At 73.1% G+C, this 18971-nt stretch carries 9 protein-coding genes and 1 pseudogene; 8 read left to right on the top strand and 2 right to left on the bottom strand.

Annotated elements, in window-relative coordinates; translation table 11 throughout:
- Nucleotides 1-183: hypothetical protein (locus ACFP1K_RS38765; protein WP_380763141.1), on the bottom strand; the 183-nt coding region annotated here is incomplete at its 3' end.
- 70 nt (nucleotides 184-253) lie between these two features.
- Here ACFP1K_RS38765 and ACFP1K_RS38760 point away from each other — a divergent pair.
- The 6 genes from ACFP1K_RS38760 to ACFP1K_RS38735 all read left to right on the top strand — a co-directional run bounded on the left by ACFP1K_RS38760 (nucleotide 254) and on the right by ACFP1K_RS38735 (nucleotide 9827).
- Nucleotides 254-5290, top strand: coding sequence for an SDR family NAD(P)-dependent oxidoreductase (locus ACFP1K_RS38760; RefSeq protein ID WP_380763139.1), 5037 nt, complete (start codon nucleotides 254-256; stop codon nucleotides 5288-5290).
- Between the two features lie 149 nt (nucleotides 5291-5439).
- Nucleotides 5440-6492, top strand: coding sequence for a 3-oxoacyl-ACP synthase III family protein (locus ACFP1K_RS38755; protein WP_380763137.1), 1053 nt, complete (start codon nucleotides 5440-5442; stop codon nucleotides 6490-6492).
- Between the two features lie 3 nt (nucleotides 6493-6495).
- The gene (locus tag ACFP1K_RS38750; RefSeq protein WP_380763135.1) at nucleotides 6496-6798 is read left to right on the top strand and encodes an acyl carrier protein; all 303 of its coding nucleotides are present in this window, start codon (nucleotides 6496-6498) and stop codon (nucleotides 6796-6798) included.
- A complete protein-coding gene (locus ACFP1K_RS38745; RefSeq protein ID WP_380763133.1) occupies nucleotides 6798-7727 on the top strand; it encodes a thiamine pyrophosphate-dependent dehydrogenase E1 component subunit alpha in 930 nt (309 codons plus the stop codon). The genes ACFP1K_RS38750 and ACFP1K_RS38745 overlap by 1 nt, the downstream gene beginning before the upstream one ends.
- Nucleotides 7724-8722: an alpha-ketoacid dehydrogenase subunit beta gene (locus tag ACFP1K_RS38740; protein WP_380763131.1), complete on the top strand. Its 999-nt coding sequence runs from the start codon at nucleotides 7724-7726 to the stop codon at nucleotides 8720-8722. The genes ACFP1K_RS38745 and ACFP1K_RS38740 overlap by 4 nt, the downstream gene beginning before the upstream one ends.
- Nucleotides 8715-9827 carry a 2-oxo acid dehydrogenase subunit E2 gene (locus ACFP1K_RS38735; protein ID WP_380763129.1) on the top strand — a complete coding sequence of 371 codons (1113 nt, stop codon included), beginning with the start codon at nucleotides 8715-8717 and terminating at the stop codon, nucleotides 9825-9827. Before ACFP1K_RS38740 ends, ACFP1K_RS38735 begins: the two co-directional genes overlap by 8 nt.
- 83 nt (nucleotides 9828-9910) lie before the next feature.
- Here ACFP1K_RS38735 and mpaM read toward each other — a convergent pair whose 3' ends face one another.
- Nucleotides 9911-10723, bottom strand: coding sequence for a daptide-type RiPP biosynthesis methyltransferase (mpaM, locus tag ACFP1K_RS38730; protein ID WP_380763127.1), 813 nt, complete (start codon nucleotides 10721-10723; stop codon nucleotides 9911-9913).
- A gap of 309 nt (nucleotides 10724-11032) precedes the next feature.
- Between mpaM and ACFP1K_RS38725 the strand changes: the two are divergent.
- A pseudogene (locus tag ACFP1K_RS38725) lies at nucleotides 11033-17599 on the top strand (SDR family NAD(P)-dependent oxidoreductase); the annotation flags it as partial.
- Nucleotides 17579-18971 (top strand): type I polyketide synthase (locus tag ACFP1K_RS41410; protein ID WP_449329178.1); only part of this gene is annotated, 1393 nt, incomplete at its 3' end. The pseudogene ACFP1K_RS38725 and the gene ACFP1K_RS41410, both read left to right, overlap by 21 nt.

Genomic DNA, 18971 nt, shown 5'->3' with positions numbered 1-18971 from the left:
CTCCTTCGGCATAAGCGGCACCAACGCCCACCTAATCCTCGAACAACCCCCCACCCCCACAACCCTCCCAGCCGCCCCGGACACCCCCACCCCGCCGGGGACCTCCACCACGCCGGACACCTCCACCACGCCGGACACCTCCACCACGCCGGACACCTCCACCACGGCGGATCCCGCGACCACCGCGGTCTCCCCCAACCGATGCGAAGCGGCCGATGCCGGAGGCGAGGGTGCGACCGCCATACCCGTGGCGATGCCGTGGATGCTGTCGGCGAAGGACCCCCAGGCGCTGGTGGCGCAGGCCGAGCGGCTCGGGCGGTTCCTCGACGCCTATCCGGATGTGGACGGGGGCGACGTCGCGTACGCGCTGAGCAGGCGTTCGGCGTTCGAGCACCGGGCGGTGCTGGTCGCCGGGCATCGGCAGGCCTTGGACGACCTGGTGGCCGGGGTGCCCAGCGGTGACGTGGTCGGGGGGATCGCCGCGGCGCCGGGGAAGATCGCGATGATGTTCACGGGGCAGGGGAGTCAGCGGGCGGGGATGGGGCGGGAGCTCTATCGGCGGTTCGAGGTGTTCGCGCAGGCGCTGGACGAGGTCTGCGCGCAGCTGGACGGGTATCTCGAACGGCCGCTGAAGACCGTCATGTTCGCGGAGGCGGGCAGTGAGGCGGCGCGGCTGCTGGACAGCACGCTGTACACGCAGCCGGCGTTGTTCGCCCTGCACGTGGCCCAGTTCCGCCTGGCCCGATCATTCGGGCTGAGGCCGGACCACCTCATCGGTCACTCCATCGGCGAGCTGACCGCCGCACACCTGGCAGGCGTCCTCCCCCTCCTGGACGCCTGCCGGCTCGTCGCCGCCCGCGCCCGCCTCATGCAGAGCGCCGCCCCGGGCGGCGCCATGGCCGCCCTCCAGGCCACGGAGGCCGACGTCCTGCCGCTGCTCACGGACGGCGTCACCGTCGCGGCCGTCAACGGCCCGGCCTCGCTGGTCGTCTCCGGCGACCGGGACGCCGTACAGAAGATCGCCGACCAGTGGCGCACGACAGGCCGCAACGCCACCCTGCTCAGGGTCAGCCACGCCTTCCACTCCCCCCACATGGACCCGATCCTGGACGAGTTCCGCCGCGTCGCCGAAACCCTGACCTACTCCCCCCCGCACACCCCGGTCATCTCCAACCTCACCGGCGAACCGGCAGGCGAGGAGATCACCACCCCGGCGTACTGGACCAGGCACATCCGCGAAACCGTCCGCTTCCACGCGGGCATCCAGACCCTGGCCGCCCTGAACACCACCGCGTACCTGGAGCTCGGCCCCGACGCCACCCTCACCACCTTCACCACCCAGTCCGTCGACGCCACCGCCGTCCCGATGTCCCGCCCCGCCCGCCCGGAGACCCACGCCGTCCTCACCGCCCTCGCCACCCTGCACACCACCGGCACCCGGGTCGACTGGTCCCCGCTCCTCACGCCCCCGGCCCGCCCGGCGGACCTCCCCACCTATCCCTTCCAGCGGCAGCGCTACTGGCTGGACGCACCGGCCAGCGACGCCACCGGACTCGGCCTGCTCGCCACCGGCCACCCCCTCCTCACCACCGGCGTGCAGATCGCCGACGACGACTCCTGGGTGTTCACCGGCAGGATCGGCCTCACCACCCACCCCTGGCTGGCCGGCCACACCATCGGCGACACCGTCATCGTCCCGGCGACCGCCTTCATCGACCTGGCCATCGCCACCGGAGACCACGCCGGCTGCGCCACCGTCGAGGAGCTCATCGTCCAGACCCCCCTCACCCTGGACCCCGCCACCCCGCGCACGCTCCAGCTCACCCTGGGCGCCGAGGACGACCAGGGCGGACGCGCGCTGAGCATCCACTCCCGCCCGGACACCACCGCCACCTGGACCCAGCACGCCACGGGCACCCTCACCGCCGCCCACGACCCCGCCCCGCCCCCGGACCCGGCCCCCTGGCCGCCCCCCGGCGCGGAGCCCCAGGACCTCACCGGCGCGTACCCGCTGCTCGCCGCGGGCGGCTACCACTACGGCCCGGCCTTCCAGGGCCTGCGGGCGATGTGGCGGGACGGCGACCACCGGTACGCCGACATCGTGCTCCCGGACGACGCGACCACCGGCCACACCATCCACCCGGCCCTGCTGGACGCCGCCCTGCACCCGCTCGCCCTGGACGCGGTGACCGCCGCCGACGGCGCCCGCCTGCTGCCGTTCTCCTTCAGCGGCATAACGCTGCACGCCACCGGAGCGACCCGCCTGCGGGCCCACCTGGAGCCCGCCGAAGGCACCGCGCACCGGCTGACGCTCACCGACCCGGCGGGCGCCCCGGTGGCCACCGTCGACGCCATCACGCTGCGCCCGGCCGCCGTGACCTCCGGCGACCCGCTGTACCGGGTGGACTGGACCCCCGTCACGGTGCCGGCCGCGCCCCCGGTGACCCGCCCGTGGGCCGTGGTCGGCCCCTACCTGCCGCCGCTCCGGTCCACCGTCCCGGCGCACCACTACCCGGACCTGCCCGCCCTCCAGCACGCCCTCACCACCGGCACCCCGCCGCCGCCCGTCATCATCGCCACGGCCTTCACCCGGACGGCACCCCCGGCGGCCAACGGCCACGGCCCCGGCCCGGACGTCGCCGCGGCGGCACGCGAGACCGTGCACCGGGCGGTGGAGCTGCTCCAGCAGTGGCTCGCCGACGACAGGATGGCCGACACCCGCCTGGTCGTGACCACCACCGGCGCCGCCGCCGCGGAGCCCGGCCAGGACGTCGACCTGGTCAACGCCCCCGTCTGGGGCCTGGCCCGCACCGCCCAGAACGAGAACCCCGGCCGCATCACCCTTCTCGACCTCCCCCCGCTCCCGGCGGCCCCGCCGAACGGCCACGCCCCCGCCGGGGTGGACCTGGCCACGATCAGCGGCCTCATCGAGGCCGAGGAGCCGCAGGCCGCGATCCGCGGCGACCGGGTCCTGGTCCCCCGCCTGACCGCGACCAGCCCCGCCGGAGACGCCCTGGTCGTGCCGCGGGACGGCTGCTGGCGCCTGGAGGTCACCGCCCCCGGCACCGTCGACGGCCTGACGGTGATCGGGCACGACGCCGGCAGCCGCCCGCTGGAGCCCGGCCAGATCCGCATGGACGTCCGCGCCGCCGGCATCAACTTCCGCGACCTGCTGATGACCCTCGACCTCTACCCCGACGCCACCGTGATCGGCAGCGAGGCCGCGGGTGTCGTCACCGAGGTGGGCCCCGGCGTCACCACCCACAGGGTCGGCGACAAGGTCATGGGCCTGGTCCCCCACTCCACCGCCCCGGCGGCCGTGACCGACCAGCGGCTGGTGGTCCCCGTGCCGGACGGCTGGAGCTTCAGCCAGGCCGCCGCCGTCCCGGTGGCGTTCGCCACGGCGTACTACGCCCTGGTCGACCTGGCGGGCACCCGGCCGGGGCACAACGTCCTCGTCCACGCCGCCGCGGGCGCCGTGGGCCAGGCCGCCACCCAGCTCGCCCACCACCTGGGCGCCACCGTCTACGCCACCGCCCACCCGTCCAAGTGGGCCACCCTCACCGGCAACCAGGTGCTCCCCGCCCACCGGGCCAACTCCCGCACCACCGAGTTCGAGCACCACTTCCGCACGGTGACCGGCGGCGCCGGGATGGACACGGTCGTCAACTCCCTCACCGGCGAGGCCATCGACGCCTCCCTGCGCCTGCTCAAGGACGGCGGCCACTTCGTCGAGATGGGCAAGATCGACCTGCGGCCGTCCCTCGGGGACGAAGGCATCGCCTACCAGCCGTTCGACCTCATGGACGCGGGCCCCGATCGCCTCAACCGGATCCTCACCCATCTGACCGAACTGTTCGCCGAGGGCCGCCTGCGCCCGCTGCCCACCACGACCCTGCCGGTCGGCCACACCAAGCAGGCCCTCCGGCTGCTCCAGGCGGGCCGGCACACCGGCAAGTTCGTCGTCACCGTCCCGCACCCGGACGCCACCACCCTGATCACCGGCGGCACCGGCACCCTCGGCGCCCTGCTGGCCGCGCACCTCGTCACCGAGCACGGCGCGCGGCGCCTCGTCCTCACCAGCCGCACGGGGCCGGACGCCCCCGGGGCGCGCGAGCTGCGCGACGAGCTCACCGCGCTCGGCGCCCACGTCACGATCGCCGCGTGCGACGTCGCCGACCCCGAGGCGCTGGCCGCGCTGCTGGCGTCCATCCCGCCCGCGCACCCGCTGACCACGGTCGTGCACGCCGCGGGGGTGCTGGCCGACGCCACCATCGCCAACCTCACCCCCGAGCAGGTGGACACCGTCCTGCTCCCGAAGATCGCCGCCGCGTGGAACCTGCACACCCAGACCGCGGACCTGGACGCCTTCGTGCTGTTCTCCTCGGTCACCGGCACCCTCGGCACCCCCGGGCAGGGCAACTACGCCGCCGCCAACGCCTTCCTGGACGCGCTCGCCCAGCACCGGCACGCCCACGACCAGGTGGCCACCAGCCTCGGCTGGAGCCTGTGGGAGCAGAGCAGCACCCTCACCGGCAACCTCACCGGCACCGACCACACGCGGCTGAGCCGCGCCGGGCTGGTCCCGCTGACCACCGCCCAGGCCCTGGCGCACTACACCGCCACCCTCACCCACACCCGGCCGCACCTCATCCCGGCCACCATCGCGCCCGCCCACCCCGCGCCCCCGATCATGCGCGACCTGACACCGGCCCCGGCGAGCACGCCGCGGCGGCGCGCCACCGCGCCGTCCGCCCCGGCGGCGGCCACCACCGAGGCGTGGGAGCGGGCCGCCGGCCCCGAGCAGCAGCACACCCTGATCCTCAACCACGTCCGCACGCACGCCGCGAGCGTCCTCGGCCACCCCACCCCCGACACCATCAACCCGAACCGCCCCTTCAAGGACCAGGGATTCGACTCCCTGACCGCGATCGAGCTGCGCAACCACCTGAACAACACCACCGGGCTGCGCCTGCCGAGCACGGTCGTGTTCGACCACCCCACCCCGGCCGCGCTCACCAAGCACCTCCAGTCGCACCTGACCCCCAAGGAGGCGGGCACCGACCTGTCGGTGCTCACCGCGCTGGACGACTTGGCGGACGGCCTCGGCACGGCCCCGGCGGACGGCGACACGCGCGAGCGGATCGCGCTGCACCTGGAGGGCGTGCTGCGGCGGCTGCGGGAGGGCCGGGACCAGGACCCCGGCGACGACGGCCTCGCGGCCGAGCTCGAGTCCGCCACCGACGACGAGATCTTCGCCCTGATCGAGGACGAGCTGGGATCACCCTGACGACCGGCACGAGGGCCGCAAGGCACGGATTAGGAAGGCTTAAGCGGTGCGACTGAAGATGAGCACAGCCCCGTTCCCGGCGGACGTCCGGCGCGGACCGGCCGGCGTCGCCACGGACCGGCCGGCGGCCGGAGCTGGAGGGCACCACGATGGATCGTCCTGACATCCGCATCCTCGGGGTCGGCACCGCCCTGCCGGGCCCGCTGATCGACAACGCCGAGCTGGTGCGCCGGTTCGGCCTGCCCGAGGTGTGGGAGCAGTGGATCGACACCTTCGTCGGCACCAGCAGCCGTCACTTCGCGCTGGACCTCGCGTCCGGGGAGGTGCGGTACAGCCTGGCCGACCTCGCCGAGCAGGCCGCGCTGCGGGCGCTGGCCGAGGCGGGTGTCGAGGCCGACGAGGTGGACCTCATGGTCATGGGCTCGGCGACCCCCGACATGCTGATGCCCTCCACCGTCACCCTGGTCGCCGACCGCATCGGCGTGGACGGCATCTCCACCTACCAGCTGCTCTCCGGCTGCACCGGGGCGATCCAGGCGCTGGACGTGGCGTGCCAGATGCTGGCGACCGGCCGCCACCGCACCGCGCTGGTGCTGGGCGGCGACACCTGCGCCAAGCACCTGGACCCGTCCATCGACCTGGCCGAGCTGTCGCTCAACATGCAGGTCAACGCGGTGCTGTTCGGCGACGCCGCCGGCGCGGCCGTGCTCAGCACCCGGGACGCGCCGGACGCGCCTGTGCTGCGGCGGGTGTTCACCCGCCTGGTGGGCCGGGGCCGCGCGCCGGGACAGACCGTCGACTGGTACGGCTGGGCCGACCGCCACTCCGACCGCGAGCCGGTCAACGAGGACTTCAAGGCGGTCGAGGAGTCGGCGCCGGTGATGGCCGCCGAGGCCCTGCAGGAGCTGCTCGACGACCTGGACTGGAAGCGGACCGACCTCGACTACGTGCTACCCCCGCAGCTGTCGGGGCACATGACGCGGCGGGTCATCGAGGCGCTCGACGTACCGGGGGCCGAGGTGATCAGTTGCGTCGCCGAGATCGGGAACACCGCGAACGCCATCCCGTTCATCCAGCTCGAACGCGCGCTGCCCGAGATGGCCATGGGCGACCGCGCGGCCGGGGTGAGTGTCGAGGCGAGCAAGTGGATCAAGGCGGGTTACGCGGTGGAGATGCCGGACGGAAGCACGGGAGGCGTGTAGCAGATGTCGAGCACACTGACGGGCGAACAGCCCCGGGCTACCGGCGGGGCCGGCGCCGGGAACGGCGGGGCCCCGATCGAAGCCCTGCGGGAGATCTGGCGGGACGTGCTGAAACTCGACGACGTCGGGCCGGACGAGGAGCTGCCGTACCTCGGCGGCCAGTCCATGCAGGTCATCCAGCTGGCCGTGCGGGTGGAGCGCACGCTCGGGGTGAAGCTGCCCCTTCAGGTCCTGCTGGAGACGCCGACGCTGCGCGGCCTCGCCGATGTGGCCGAGGAGCTCCGGCGGGTGGAGGCGCCCCGCTGATGGAGTCCGTCACCGCCGCCGCGACCCGCCGCCAGAGGTCCACGATCGCCGACGAGGACCTGCGGATCCTGCTCCTGATCAGGCATTTCGAGGCGAAGCTGCTGGAGCTGTTCGAGCAGGGCGAGCTGAACGGCACCACGCACACCTGCCTCGGGCAGGAGTACGTCCCCGTGGCGCTGCGCACCCTGCTCGAACCCCGGGACTTCGTGTTCAGCAACCACCGAGGGCACGGCCACTACCTGGCCAGGTACGAGGACCCCTACGGCCTGCTCGCGGAGATCATGGGCCGGGAGGGCGCCGTGTGCAACGGCGTGGGCGGCAGCCAGCACATCCTGCGGGACCGCTACCTGTCCACCGGCGTGCAGGGGCAGAGCCTGCCGGTCGCCACCGGCGTCGCGCTGGCGCTCAAGCGTGCCGAGCCGGGCGCGCTGGCCTGCGCGTACATCGGCGACGGCACCTGGGGCGAGGGGGCGGTGTACGAGGCGCTGAACATGGCGCAGCTGTGGAGCGCCCCGCTGCTGGTCGTGGTGGAGCACAACGGGATCGCGCAGTCCACGCCGACCGCCCTGCAGATGGCGGGCACCATCGGCGGCCGGGCCCGCGCGTTCGGCGTGCGGCACCACCGGCTGGTGACCACCGACGTGGGCCGGATCCGCGACGAGCTGGAGCCGCTGCTACTGGACGTGCGGGGCGAGTGCCGTCCGCTGGTCGTGGAGTTCACCACCAATCGGGTCGGGCCGCACAGCAAGGGCGACGACTCACGGCCGCCCGAGGTGATCCGGATGGCCCGCGAGCAGGACTGGTACCGGCGGTACGCGAGCGAGTTCCCCGAGCGGACGGCCGCCTGGGACGCCGAGGCGCGCGAGCTGGTGGAGCGGGTCGTGCGCGAGGTGTCCGCCCGCCCGCCGTCGGTGTGGGAGGACCGATGAGGGTCGCGGAGAACCTCAACCTGGCGCTGCACGCGGCGTTCGAGGCCGACCCGGCGCTGCACCTGCTGGGCGAGGACATCGCCGACCCGTACGGCGGCGCCTTCAAGATCACCAAAGGGCTGTCCAGCCGCTTCCCCGACCGGGTGCTGGCGACGCCGCTCAGCGAGGGCGGCATCGCGGGCGTGGCGGCGGGGCTGGCGCTGGCGGGCAGCCCCGCCATCGTGGAGATCATGTTCGGGGACTTCGCGGCGCTGGCCTTCGACCAGATCGTGAACTTCGCCGGCAAGTCGGTGTCGATGTACGGGCGCCGCCTGCCCCTGCCGCTGGTGGTGCGCTGCCCGTCGGGCGCGGGGCGCGGCTACGGGCCCACGCACAGCCAGAGCCTGCAGAAGCACTTCGTCGGCGTGCCCGGCCTGTCGCTGTACGAGATCTCCCCCTTCCACGACAACCGCGTACTGCTGCCGGACATCCTGGCGCGGGCCGAGCCCGCGCTGCTGTTCGAGGACAAGGTCCTCTACACCCGGCAGATGTTCGGCGACGGGATCGTGGACGGCGTCTTCTCCTACGACCTCATGGACTGCGGCACCGCGCGGGTGTTCCTGGACGACCCCGGCGCCTTCGACTGCGTGGTGATCGTGCCGGGCGGCATGGCGCACCGGGCCGTCGCCGCGGCGCGCACGCTGATGCTGGAGGACGAGACCTCCTGCCTGGTGCTGGTGCCCGCGCGGCTGTACCCGTTCGACGTGGAGCCGCTGCTGCCCATGCTGGCGCGGGCCTCGGCGATCTGCGTCGCCGAGGACGGCACCGCGGGCGGCACGTGGGGCGGGGAGGTCGCGCACCAGATCCACCGGCGGCTGTGGGGCGAGCTGCGGCGGCCGGTGACGCTCGTGCACGCCGCCGACACCGTGATCCCGACCGCGGTGCATCTGGAGGAACAGGTCCTGGTGAAGGACAGCACCATCGTCCAGGCCGTCAGGGAGAGCCTCAGTGACTGACGTGAGCGACCTCCGGGTCCCTAAGCTCAACAACAACGACCTGTCGTACACGCTGACCGAGTGGCTCGTCGGCGACGACGAGCCGATCGGCCCCGACGAGATCGTGGCCACCATCGAGACGTCCAAGTCCGTGCAGGACCTGGTCTGCGCCGAGGGCGGCGTCCTGCGCCACCTGGTGCCCGCCGGGTCGGAGTGCGCGCCCGGCGACGTGGTGGCCCGCGTGGTGCCGCCCGGCACGCCGAGGGCCGAGGCGGCGGGCCCGGCCGCGGCACCCGCCCCGGCGGACGAGGAGCCGGTGATCACCGCTCCGGCGCGCGCGCTCATGGAGGAGCTCGGCGTCGACCCGGCCCTGGTGCGCGCCCTCGACGTGACGGTGGTGCGCCGCGCCGACGTCGAGCGCCTCGCCGCGTCGGCGGACCGGCCGCGCACCGAGACCCTGTCGCGGGTGCAGCAGGCCGTCGCGCGGACCGTCACGGTGTCGCACGCCACCATCCCGGCCGCGTACACCGCGATCCGGGTGGACGTCGGGGCGGCGGCGGAGGCGGCGCAGGCGGCGGGCCGGCGGCTGCGTAAGATCATCGGGCTGCCCGAGCTGCTGGTGGCCGCGGTGGCCACCCTGCACGACACCTTCCCCATGTTCTTCGCCGAGCCGCTGGACGACCGCACCGCGCGGCTGAGCGACGAGCCGCGGATCGGGGTCACCATCGACGTCGGCACCGGCCTGTTCGTGCCGGTCGTGCGGGACGCCGCCAAGCGCACCGTGGCCGACGTCGCGGACGTCATGCTGGGGTTCCGCCAGACCGCCCTCGCCGGTTCCTTCCGCGAGGAGGAGCTGACCGGCGGGAACATCGGCGTCACCCTGCACAACGACCCGGACGTCGTGGTCGCCGTCCCGCTGATCTTCCCCGGGCAGACGGCCGCGCTGGCGCTGACCGGGGCCCGCGAGGAACTCACCCGGGACGCCTCCGGCGAGGTCGTGTCCGCGACCGTCTGCCACATCGGCCTCGCCTACGACCACCGCTTCGTCAACGGCCGCGATGCCACGCTGTTCCTCCAGGCCGTCAAGACGGCCCTGTCGGAGCCCGGGCGGCTCATCGGCACCTGACACGCGAAACGGCCCCGGCCGATGGCCGGGGCCGTTTCCGCGCGATCCCGCCCGCGTGGGGGTGCGGGCGGGACCGGCACTCGCTAGCGGCCGATCTCGAAGACCCAGCGGCGGCGGCCTCTGTCGACGATGGTGGTGACGCGGGTGGCCGTCGCCTCGGTCTGGCTGATGACGCGCAGGCCCGCGCTCTCGACCTCCTTCTCCAGCATCGCCGGGTACAGCAGGTGGTTCCAGTGGGCGAAGATGGTGCTCTCCCCCACGGCGCCGTTCTCCGGGCGCTGGGCGAGGATGCACATCAGCCGCTTGCCGATCTGCTGGTCGAAGTACTCGGTCATGATGCACAGCACCGGCGTGGTGCTGTCCTGGCCGATGAACACGTGGCGGGTCTCCAGCGGCGTGCCGTCCTCGCTGAGCGCGGGCAGCTCGGGCAGCGTCACCAGGAACCTGCCGTCGTCGGTGAGGTGCTCGCGCACGCAGCGGAACAGCGAGGCGCGCTGGCTCTCGTCCAGCATCCACACCGTGCCCATGCCGAGGACCACCAGGCCGTACTTGCGGCCGAGCGAGAAGTCGCTCATGTCGGACTCGACGGTGTCGAGCTTGCCGGTGTACTTCTCCCACTTGGGCTCGCGCAGCTTGTCGGCGAGGCGCTGGAGCATGTGCGGCGAGGAGTCCAGGCCCGTCACCTGGAAGCCCGCCTCCAGCAGTGGGAGCGTGGTGCGGCCGTTGCCCGCGGCGAGCTCCAGGAGGGGGCCGGGGTGGCCCTTCGCGATGCGAATGAAGTCGTCGACCTCGGCGCGGTCGTCACCCATCATGTTGTTGTAGATATGGGAGCCTTCCGGCCCGTACAGATCCTGGATGGGGAGCTTCCCACCGAAGAGATCCGATATCGAGGACATGATCCCCAGCAGCTGACCTGCGTCTTCGGGCATTCTTCGCCTCTCTCGGTTTCGCGACATGGCCCATGGCTGGGCGTGACGGCCTGCCCTTATTCGAGGCTTCGCGGCTAAAGCCCCCCTTGTTGCGCTCTAAAGACGTATGGCGGGAGACGGGGCTTTAGACCGCGGCAAGGGGGCCGTTAGCCCGCCGGATGAGCCTGTTCCGTGGGGTACGACTCGTCGGCCGCCGCCTGCCCGGAAACGGCACCGGCCCGCGATCGGCCCCTGGAAGCCGTCGTCGCCGGAACGCCGTGAAGGGGTCCACTGCTGATGAGCACCGAGGCCAAGCTTCGTGACTACCTCAAGCGGACACTGTCGGAGCTGCGGCAGACCCGGCGGCGTCTCGCCGACGTCGAGTCCCGCAGGAGCGAGCCCATCGCGATCGTGGCGATGGCGTGCCGCTTCCCCGGCGGGGTGCGGTCGCCCGAGGAGCTGTGGGAGCTCGTCGACGCCGGCGTGGACGCGGTCGGCGGATTTCCCGACAACCGGGGCTGGGACCTGGAGACGCTGTACGACCCCGACCCGCAGCGGCCGGGCACGAGCTACGTGCGCAGCGGCGGGTTCCTGTACGACGCGCCCGACTTCGACCCGGCGTTCTTCGGCATCTCGCCGCGTGAGGCGATGGCGATGGACCCGCAGCAGCGGCTGCTGCTGGAGACCGCGTGGGAGACGTTCGAGCGGGCCGGTGTGGACCCGGCGCCGCTGCACGGCTCGGCCACCGGGGTGTTCCTCGGGCTGATCCACCAGGACTACACGGTGCGGGTGCCCGAGTCGCGCAAGGCGCTGGAGGGGTACCTGCTCACCGGGGACGCGCCGAGCGTGGCGTCCGGGCGGCTCGCGTACACCTTCGGCCTGGAGGGCCCCGCCGTCACCGTCGACACCGCGTGCTCGTCGTCGCTGGTGGCGCTGCATCTGGCGGCCCAGGCGCTGCGGATCGGCGAGTGCGACCTGGCCCTGGCGGGCGGCGCGACCGTGATGTCCACGCCGTACAACTTCATCGAGTTCAGCCGCCAGCGCGGCCTGGCCCCCGACGGCCGCTGCAAGTCCTTCGCCGCCGGCGCCGACGGCACCGCCTGGGGCGAAGGCGTAGGCCTCCTCCTCCTGGAACGCCTCAGCGACGCCGAGCGCAACGGCCACCAGATCCTGGCCCTGATCCGCGGCTCCGCCGTCAACCAGGACGGCGCCAGCAACGGCCTGACCGCCCCCAACGGCCCCTCCCAGGAACGCGTGATCAAACAAGCCCTCGCCAACGCCGGCCTGACCCCCGCCGACGTGGACGCCGTAGAGGCCCACGGCACCGGCACCACCCTCGGCGACCCCATCGAGGCCCGAGCCCTCCTAGCCACGTACGGCCGCCACCGCCCCGCCGACGACCCCGTCTGGCTGGGCTCCGTCAAATCCAACATCGGCCACACCCAGGCCGCCGCAGGCGTAGCCAGCATCATCAAACTGGTCCAATCCCTCCACCACGAACGCCTCCCCAAAAGCCTCCACATAGACGCCCCCTCCCCCCACGTCGACTGGACCTCCGGCTCCGTAGCCCTCCTGGAACACCCCCACCCCTGGCCCAAAGGCCCCCACCCCCGCCGCGCCGCCATCAGCTCCTTCGGCATCAGCGGCACCAACGCCCACCTGATAGTCGAAGAACCCCCCACCCGACCCACCCCAGAACCTGCGAGCGGCGCCGAAGGCAGAGCAACCAGCACGACAGCCAACGCCGAAGGCGGAACCACCGAGACAACGGCCAACGCCGAAGGCGGAACCACCGGCACGACGGCCAACGCCGAAGGCGGAACCACCGGGGCGGCCGTCCCCGCCACCACGGCCCCCCCTCCCGGACGCGAAGCGGCCGATGCCGGAGGCGAGGGGGCGACCGCCATACAAACGGACACGACGCCCCTCCCCACCACCACGACCCCCCTTCCTGGACGCGAAGCGGCCGATGCCGGAGGCGAGGGGGCGACCGCCATACCCGTGCCGTTGGTGTTGTCGGCGAAGAGTGCGCAGGCGCTGGTCGTGCAGGCGGAGCGGCTTGGGGAGTTCTTGGACGGGCATCCCGGGGTGGGGATGGAGGAGGTGGCTCGGGCGCTGGTCGTTACCCGGACCAGGTTCGACCATCGGGCGGTCGTGGTGGGGGACGGGTGGGAGCAGGTGCGGCGGGGGCTGGGGGCGGTGGCGGCGGGGACGGCTTCGCCGGATGCGGTGATCGGGCATGCGTCGGCGGGGTTGATGGCGGCGATGTTCACCGGGCAGGGGAGTCAGCGGGCGGGGATGGGGCGGGAGCTCTATCAGCGGTTCGAGGTGTTCGCGGGCGCGTTGGACGAGGTCTGCGGGTATCTGGACGGGCTTCTGCCACGGGCGTTGAAGCCGGTCATGTTCGCCGAGGCGGAGACCGAAGAGGCGCGGCTGCTGAACACGACCCAGTTCACCCAGCCCGCGTTGTTCGCGCTTCAGGTGGCCCTGTACCGGCTGGCCGAGTCGTTCGGCATCCGGCCCGACCACCTCATCGGCCACTCCATCGGTGAGCTGACCGCAGCACACCTGGCAGGAATCCTCACCCTCCAGGACGCCTGCACCCTGGTCGCGGCCCGCGCCCGCCTCATGCAAAGCGCCACCCCCGGCGGCGCCATGGCCGCCCTCCAGGCCACCGAAACCGACGTCCTCCCCCTCCTCACCGACGGCGTCTCCATAGCGGCCGTCAACGGCCCCCGCTCCGTAGTCGTCTCCGGCGACCACGACGCCGTGACGAGCATCGCCGACCAGTGGCGCCAGACCGGCCGCAACGCCACCCTGCTGAGGGTCAGCCACGCCTTCCACTCCCACCACATGGACCCGATCCTCGACGAGTTCCAGCGCGTCGCGGAGACCCTCACCTACTCCACCCCGCACACCACGATCATCTCCAACCTCACCGGCCAGCCCGCGGGCCCGGAGATCACCACCCCCGCCTACTGGGCCAGGCACATCCGCGGCACCGTCCGCTTCCACGACGGCGTGGAGACCCTGGCGACCCTCCTCGGCGCCACCACCTACCTGGAGCTCGGCCCGGACACCACCCTCACCGCCCTCACCCGCCAGACCGCCGAAGCGGGCGACCACACCGTCCGAGCGATCTCAGCCCTCCGCCCAGGACACCCCGAGCCCCGCACCTTCCTCACCGCCCTGGCGACGGTGCACGCCAACGGCGTCCCGGTCGACTGGACACCCCTCTTCGGCACCCCCGCCGAGCGGGAACCCGCCGCGGACACCGAGGACGCCCGCCCCACCCCCCGGGTGCTGGACCTCCCGACCTACCCCTTCCAGCGCCAGCGGTACTGGATGGACGGCCCCGCCACCAGCGCCGACGCCGCCCAGCTGGGCCTGGTCGCGGCGGAGCACCCGCTGCTCGGCGCCGCCGTCCAGATGGCCGAGGACGACTCGTGGGTGTTCACGAGCCGCATCAGCCTGACCACCCACCCCTGGCTCGCCGACCACGCGATCAACGACACCGTGATCATCCCGGCCACCGCGTTCATCGACCTGGCCATCGCCACCGGCGACCAGGCGGGCTGCACCACCGTCGACGAGCTCATCGTCCACACCCCCCTCACCCTGGACGCCACCACCACCCTCACCCTCCAGCTCACCCTCGGCGCCCCGGACAACCAGGGCCACCGCGCGCTGAGCATCCACTCCCGGCCGAACACCACCGCCACCTGGACCCAGCACGCCACCGCCACCCTCACCACCGCCGGCACACCCCCGCCCGCCCGGGACGAAACGGCCTGGCCGTCCCCCGGCGCCGAGCCGCACGACCTCACCGAGGCGTACACGCTGCTGGCGGGCCACGGCTACAACTACGGCCCCACCTTCCAGGGCCTGCACGCGATGTGGCGGCACGGCGACGACATCCACGCCGACATCCGGCTGCCCGCCCCCGACACCGCCGGCCACAAGGGCGTGGCGGGTCACACGATCCACCCCGCCCTGCTGGACGCGGTCCTGCACCCCCTGGCGCTGCACGCCCTGCGGGCGGACGGCCCGGCCAGGCAGCTGCTGCCGTTCTCCTTCTCCGGCATCGCCCTGTACGCCACCGGCGCCACCCAGCTGCGGGCCCGCCTCACGCCGACCGGCGACACCACGTACCGGCTGGCCCTGACCGACCCGGCGGGCGCCCCGGTCGCCACCGTGGACACCATCACCCTGCGCGCCACCACGGCCACCACCCTCGCGCCGAGCGAGCCGCTGTACCGCGTCAACTGGACGCCCGTCACCCTCCCCGCCGCCCCGCCGCCGGACCGGCCGTGGGCCGTGATCGGCCCGCCCGCGCACACCACCGGCACCCAGGCCCGCCACGAGGACCTGGCCGCCCTCCAGGACGCCCTGTCCACCGGCTCCCCGGCACCGTCCGTCGTCGTCACCACGGCCTTCACCACGGGATCCCCGGAACCGGACGTCGCCCAGGCGGCCCGCGCGGCGGTGCACCGTGCGGTCGGTTTCCTGCAGGAGTGGCTGGCCGACGAACGGCTGTCCGACACCCGCCTGGTCATCGCCACCCGGGGCGCCGCCCCGGTGGACACCGGCCAGGAGATCGACCTGGTCAACGCCCCCATCTGGGGCCTGGCCCGCAGCGCCCAGAACGAGAACCCCGGCCGCGTCCTGCTGCTCGACCTGCCGCCGCACGCCACCGGCCCGTACATCGCCAACCAGCCCTCCGAGGACGGGGCGCCCGACGCCCCCGCCGGGACGCCCGCCGAGGTGGACCTCTCCGTCGTCGCCGGCCTGATCGAGGCGGACGAGCCTCAGGCGGCCGTCCGCGACGGACGCGTCCTGGTCCCCCGCCTCACCGCCACCCCCGCCACCGGCGACGCGCTGGCCGTCCCCCCGGAAGGCTGCTGGCGCCTGGAGGTCACCGCACCCGGCACCATCGACGGCCTCACCGTCATCGACCACGACACCGACACCCGGCCGCTGCGACCCGGCGAGGTCCGGCTGGACGTCCGCGCCGCCGGAATCAACTTCCGCGACCTCCTCATGACCCTCGACCTCTACCCCGGCCCCACCGTCATCGGCAGCGAAGCGGCAGGCATCATCACCGAAATCGGCCCCGGCGTCACCACCCACCAGGTCGGCGACAAGGTCATGGGCCTGGTCCCCCACTCCACCGCCCCCACCGCCGTCACCGAAGCCCTCCTCGTCGTCCCCATGCCCGCCGGCTGGACCTACAGCCAGGCCGCCGCCATCCCCATCGCCTTCGCCACCGCCTACTACTCCCTGGTCGACCTCGCAGGCACCCGGCCAGGAGACAACGTCCTCATCCACGCCGCCGCAGGAGCCGTGGGCCAAGCAGCCACCCAGCTCGCCCAACACCTCGGCGCCGAGGTCTACGCCACCGCCCACCCCGCCAAATGGCCCACCCTCACCGCCAACGGCATCCCAGCGGAACGCCAGGCCAACTCCCGCACCACCGAGTTCGAGGACCACTTCCGCGCGGTCACCGGCGGCACCGGCATGCACACCGTCGTCAACTCGCTCGCCGGGGAGTTCATCGACGCCTCCCTGCGCCTGCTCAGGGACGGCGGCCATTTCGTCGAGATGGGCAAGACCGACATCCGTCCCACCATCCCGGACGAGCACCCGACGATCAGCTACCAGCCGTTCGACCTCACCGACGCCGGCCCCGAGCGCCTCAACCGCATCCTCACCCACCTGAGCGAGCTGTTCGACCAGGGCCATCTGCGGGCGATCCCCACCACCACCTGGCCCGTCACCCACACCCGCCAGGCCCTGCGCCACCTGCAGACCGGCCAGCACACCGGCAAGAACGTCGTCACCATCCCCACGGCCGAGAGCACGACCCTCATCACCGGCGGCACCGGCACCCTGGCCACGCAGCTCGCCGCCCACCTCGTCACCCGGCACGGCGTGCGCCACCTGCTGCTGGCCGGACGCCAGGGACCGGACGCCCCGAACGCGCCGGAGATCCACCGGCAGCTCACCGAGCTGGGGGCCGAGGTCACCATCGCGGCGTGCGACGTGGCCGACCCCGCCGCGCTGGCCGCGCTGCTGGCGTCCGTCCCGGAGGACCGGCCGCTGACCGGTGTCATCCACACCGCGGGGGTGGTGGCCGACGGCACCGTCACCAACCTGACGCCGGAGCAGATCGACACGGTCCTGCTCCCCAAGATCGTCGCGGCGTGGAACCTGCACACCCAGACCCGGCACCTCCACCTGGACGACTTCATCCTGTTCTCGTCCATCACCGGCACCATCGGGACCCCCGGCCAGGCCAACTACGCCGCCGCCAACACGTTCCTGGACGCCCTGGCGCACCACCGGCACACCCACCATCAGGTCGCCACCAGCCTCGCCTGGTCGTTGTGGCAGCAGGCCAGCGCCCTGACCGGCAACCTCACCAGCACCGACCACAGCAGGCTCGCCCGCAGCGGGCTGCACCCGCTGACCACGCCGCAGGCGCTCGCGCACTACACCAGCAGCACCACCCACACCCACCCGCACCTGGTCTGCGCCACCATCGCCCCCGCGCATCCGGCGGCGCCCATCCTGCGCGACCTCGTGAAGGGCTCGGCCACCACCAAGCGGCGCGCCACGTCGTCCGCCGCCTCGGGGGGCACGTCGGCGGGCGGCGCCGACGCCTGGGCGCGCAAGCTGGCCGCCGCCGGCAGCCCGGACCAGCGGCACAGCCTGATCCTGCACCACATCCGCACGCACGCCGCCGGGGTGCTCGGCCACGCGTCACCGGACACGATCAGCCCGCACCAGCCGTTCAAGGACCAGGGCTTCGACTCGCTGACCGCCATCGAGCTGCGCAACCACCTGAACAACTCGACCGGCCTGCGCCTGCCGAGCACCGTCACCTTCGACCACCCCACCCCGACCGCGCTGGCCGCCCACCTCATGACGCAGGTCGCCGACGCCCCGGCCGGCCAGGCGTCGCCCGCCTCGTCGTCCCCCGCGGCGCCCGCCGTGACCCCGGCGGCGACCGTCACCGACGAGCCGATCGCGGTGGTGTCCATGGCCTGCCGGTTCCCCGGCGGGGTGCGCAGCCCCGAGGACCTGTGGCGGCTGGTCGACACCGGCACCGACGCCATCGACGAGTTCCCCGGCAACCGCGGCTGGGACCTGCAAGGGCTCTACGACCCCGACCCGAGCCACCCGAGCACCACCTACGCGCGCACCGGCGGCTTCCTGCACGACGCGGCCGACTTCGACCCCGCGTTCTTCGGCATCTCCCCCCGCGAAGCCCTCGCCATGGACCCCCAGCAACGCCTCCTCCTGCTCACCGCCTGGGAGACCCTGGAGCGCGCCGGCATCGACCCCACCACCCTGCACGGCTCGGCCACCGGCGTCTTCGCCGGCCTCATCTACACCGACTACGCCGCCCGCCTCCCCTTCTTCCCCCCCGCCGTCCAGGGCTACCTGGGCACCGGCACCACCGCCAGCGTCGCCACCGGCCGCGTCTCCTTCACCTTCGGCTTCCACGGCCCCGCCGTCACCATCGACACGGCCTGCTCGTCCTCCCTGGTAGCCGTCCACCTGGCCGCCCAAGCCCTCCGCAACGGCGAATGCGACCTGGCCCTCGCAGGCGGCGTCACCGTCATGTCCACCCCCAACACCTTCATCGAGTTCAGCCGCCAGCGCGGCCTGGCCCCCGACGGCCGCTGCAAATCCTTCGCCGCCGGCGCCGACGGCACCGCCTGGGGCGAAGGCGCCGGCCTCATCCTCCTGGAACGCCTCAGCGACGCCCAACGCAACGGCCACCAAATCCTCGCCATCGTCAAAGGCTCAGCCGTCAACCAAGACGGCGCCAGCAACGGCCTGACCGCCCCCAACGGCCCCTCCCAAGAACGAGTAATCAAACAAGCCCTCGCCAACGCCGGCCTCACCCCCGCCGACATCGACGCCGTAGAAGCCCACGGCACCGGCACCACATTGGGCGACCCCATAGAAGCCCAAGCCCTCCAAGCCACCTACGGCACCAACCGCCCCCCCGACCACCCCCTATGGCTCGGCTCCATCAAATCCAACATCGGCCACACCCAGGCAGCCGCAGGCGTAGCCGGCATCATCAAAATGATCGAGGCGATGCACAACCACCGCCTCCCCCAAAGCCTCCACATCGACCACCCCTCCCCCCACGTCGACTGGTCCTCAGGCTCCATAGCCCTCCTAGCCCACCCCCAACCCTGGCCCAACGCCACCCACCCCC

It is taken from the genome of Sphaerisporangium aureirubrum, from assembly GCF_042658925.1.
GTDB lineage: Bacteria > Actinomycetota > Actinomycetes > Streptosporangiales > Streptosporangiaceae > Sphaerisporangium > Sphaerisporangium aureirubrum.
This window is presented reverse-complemented; position numbering and strand designations above follow the sequence as displayed.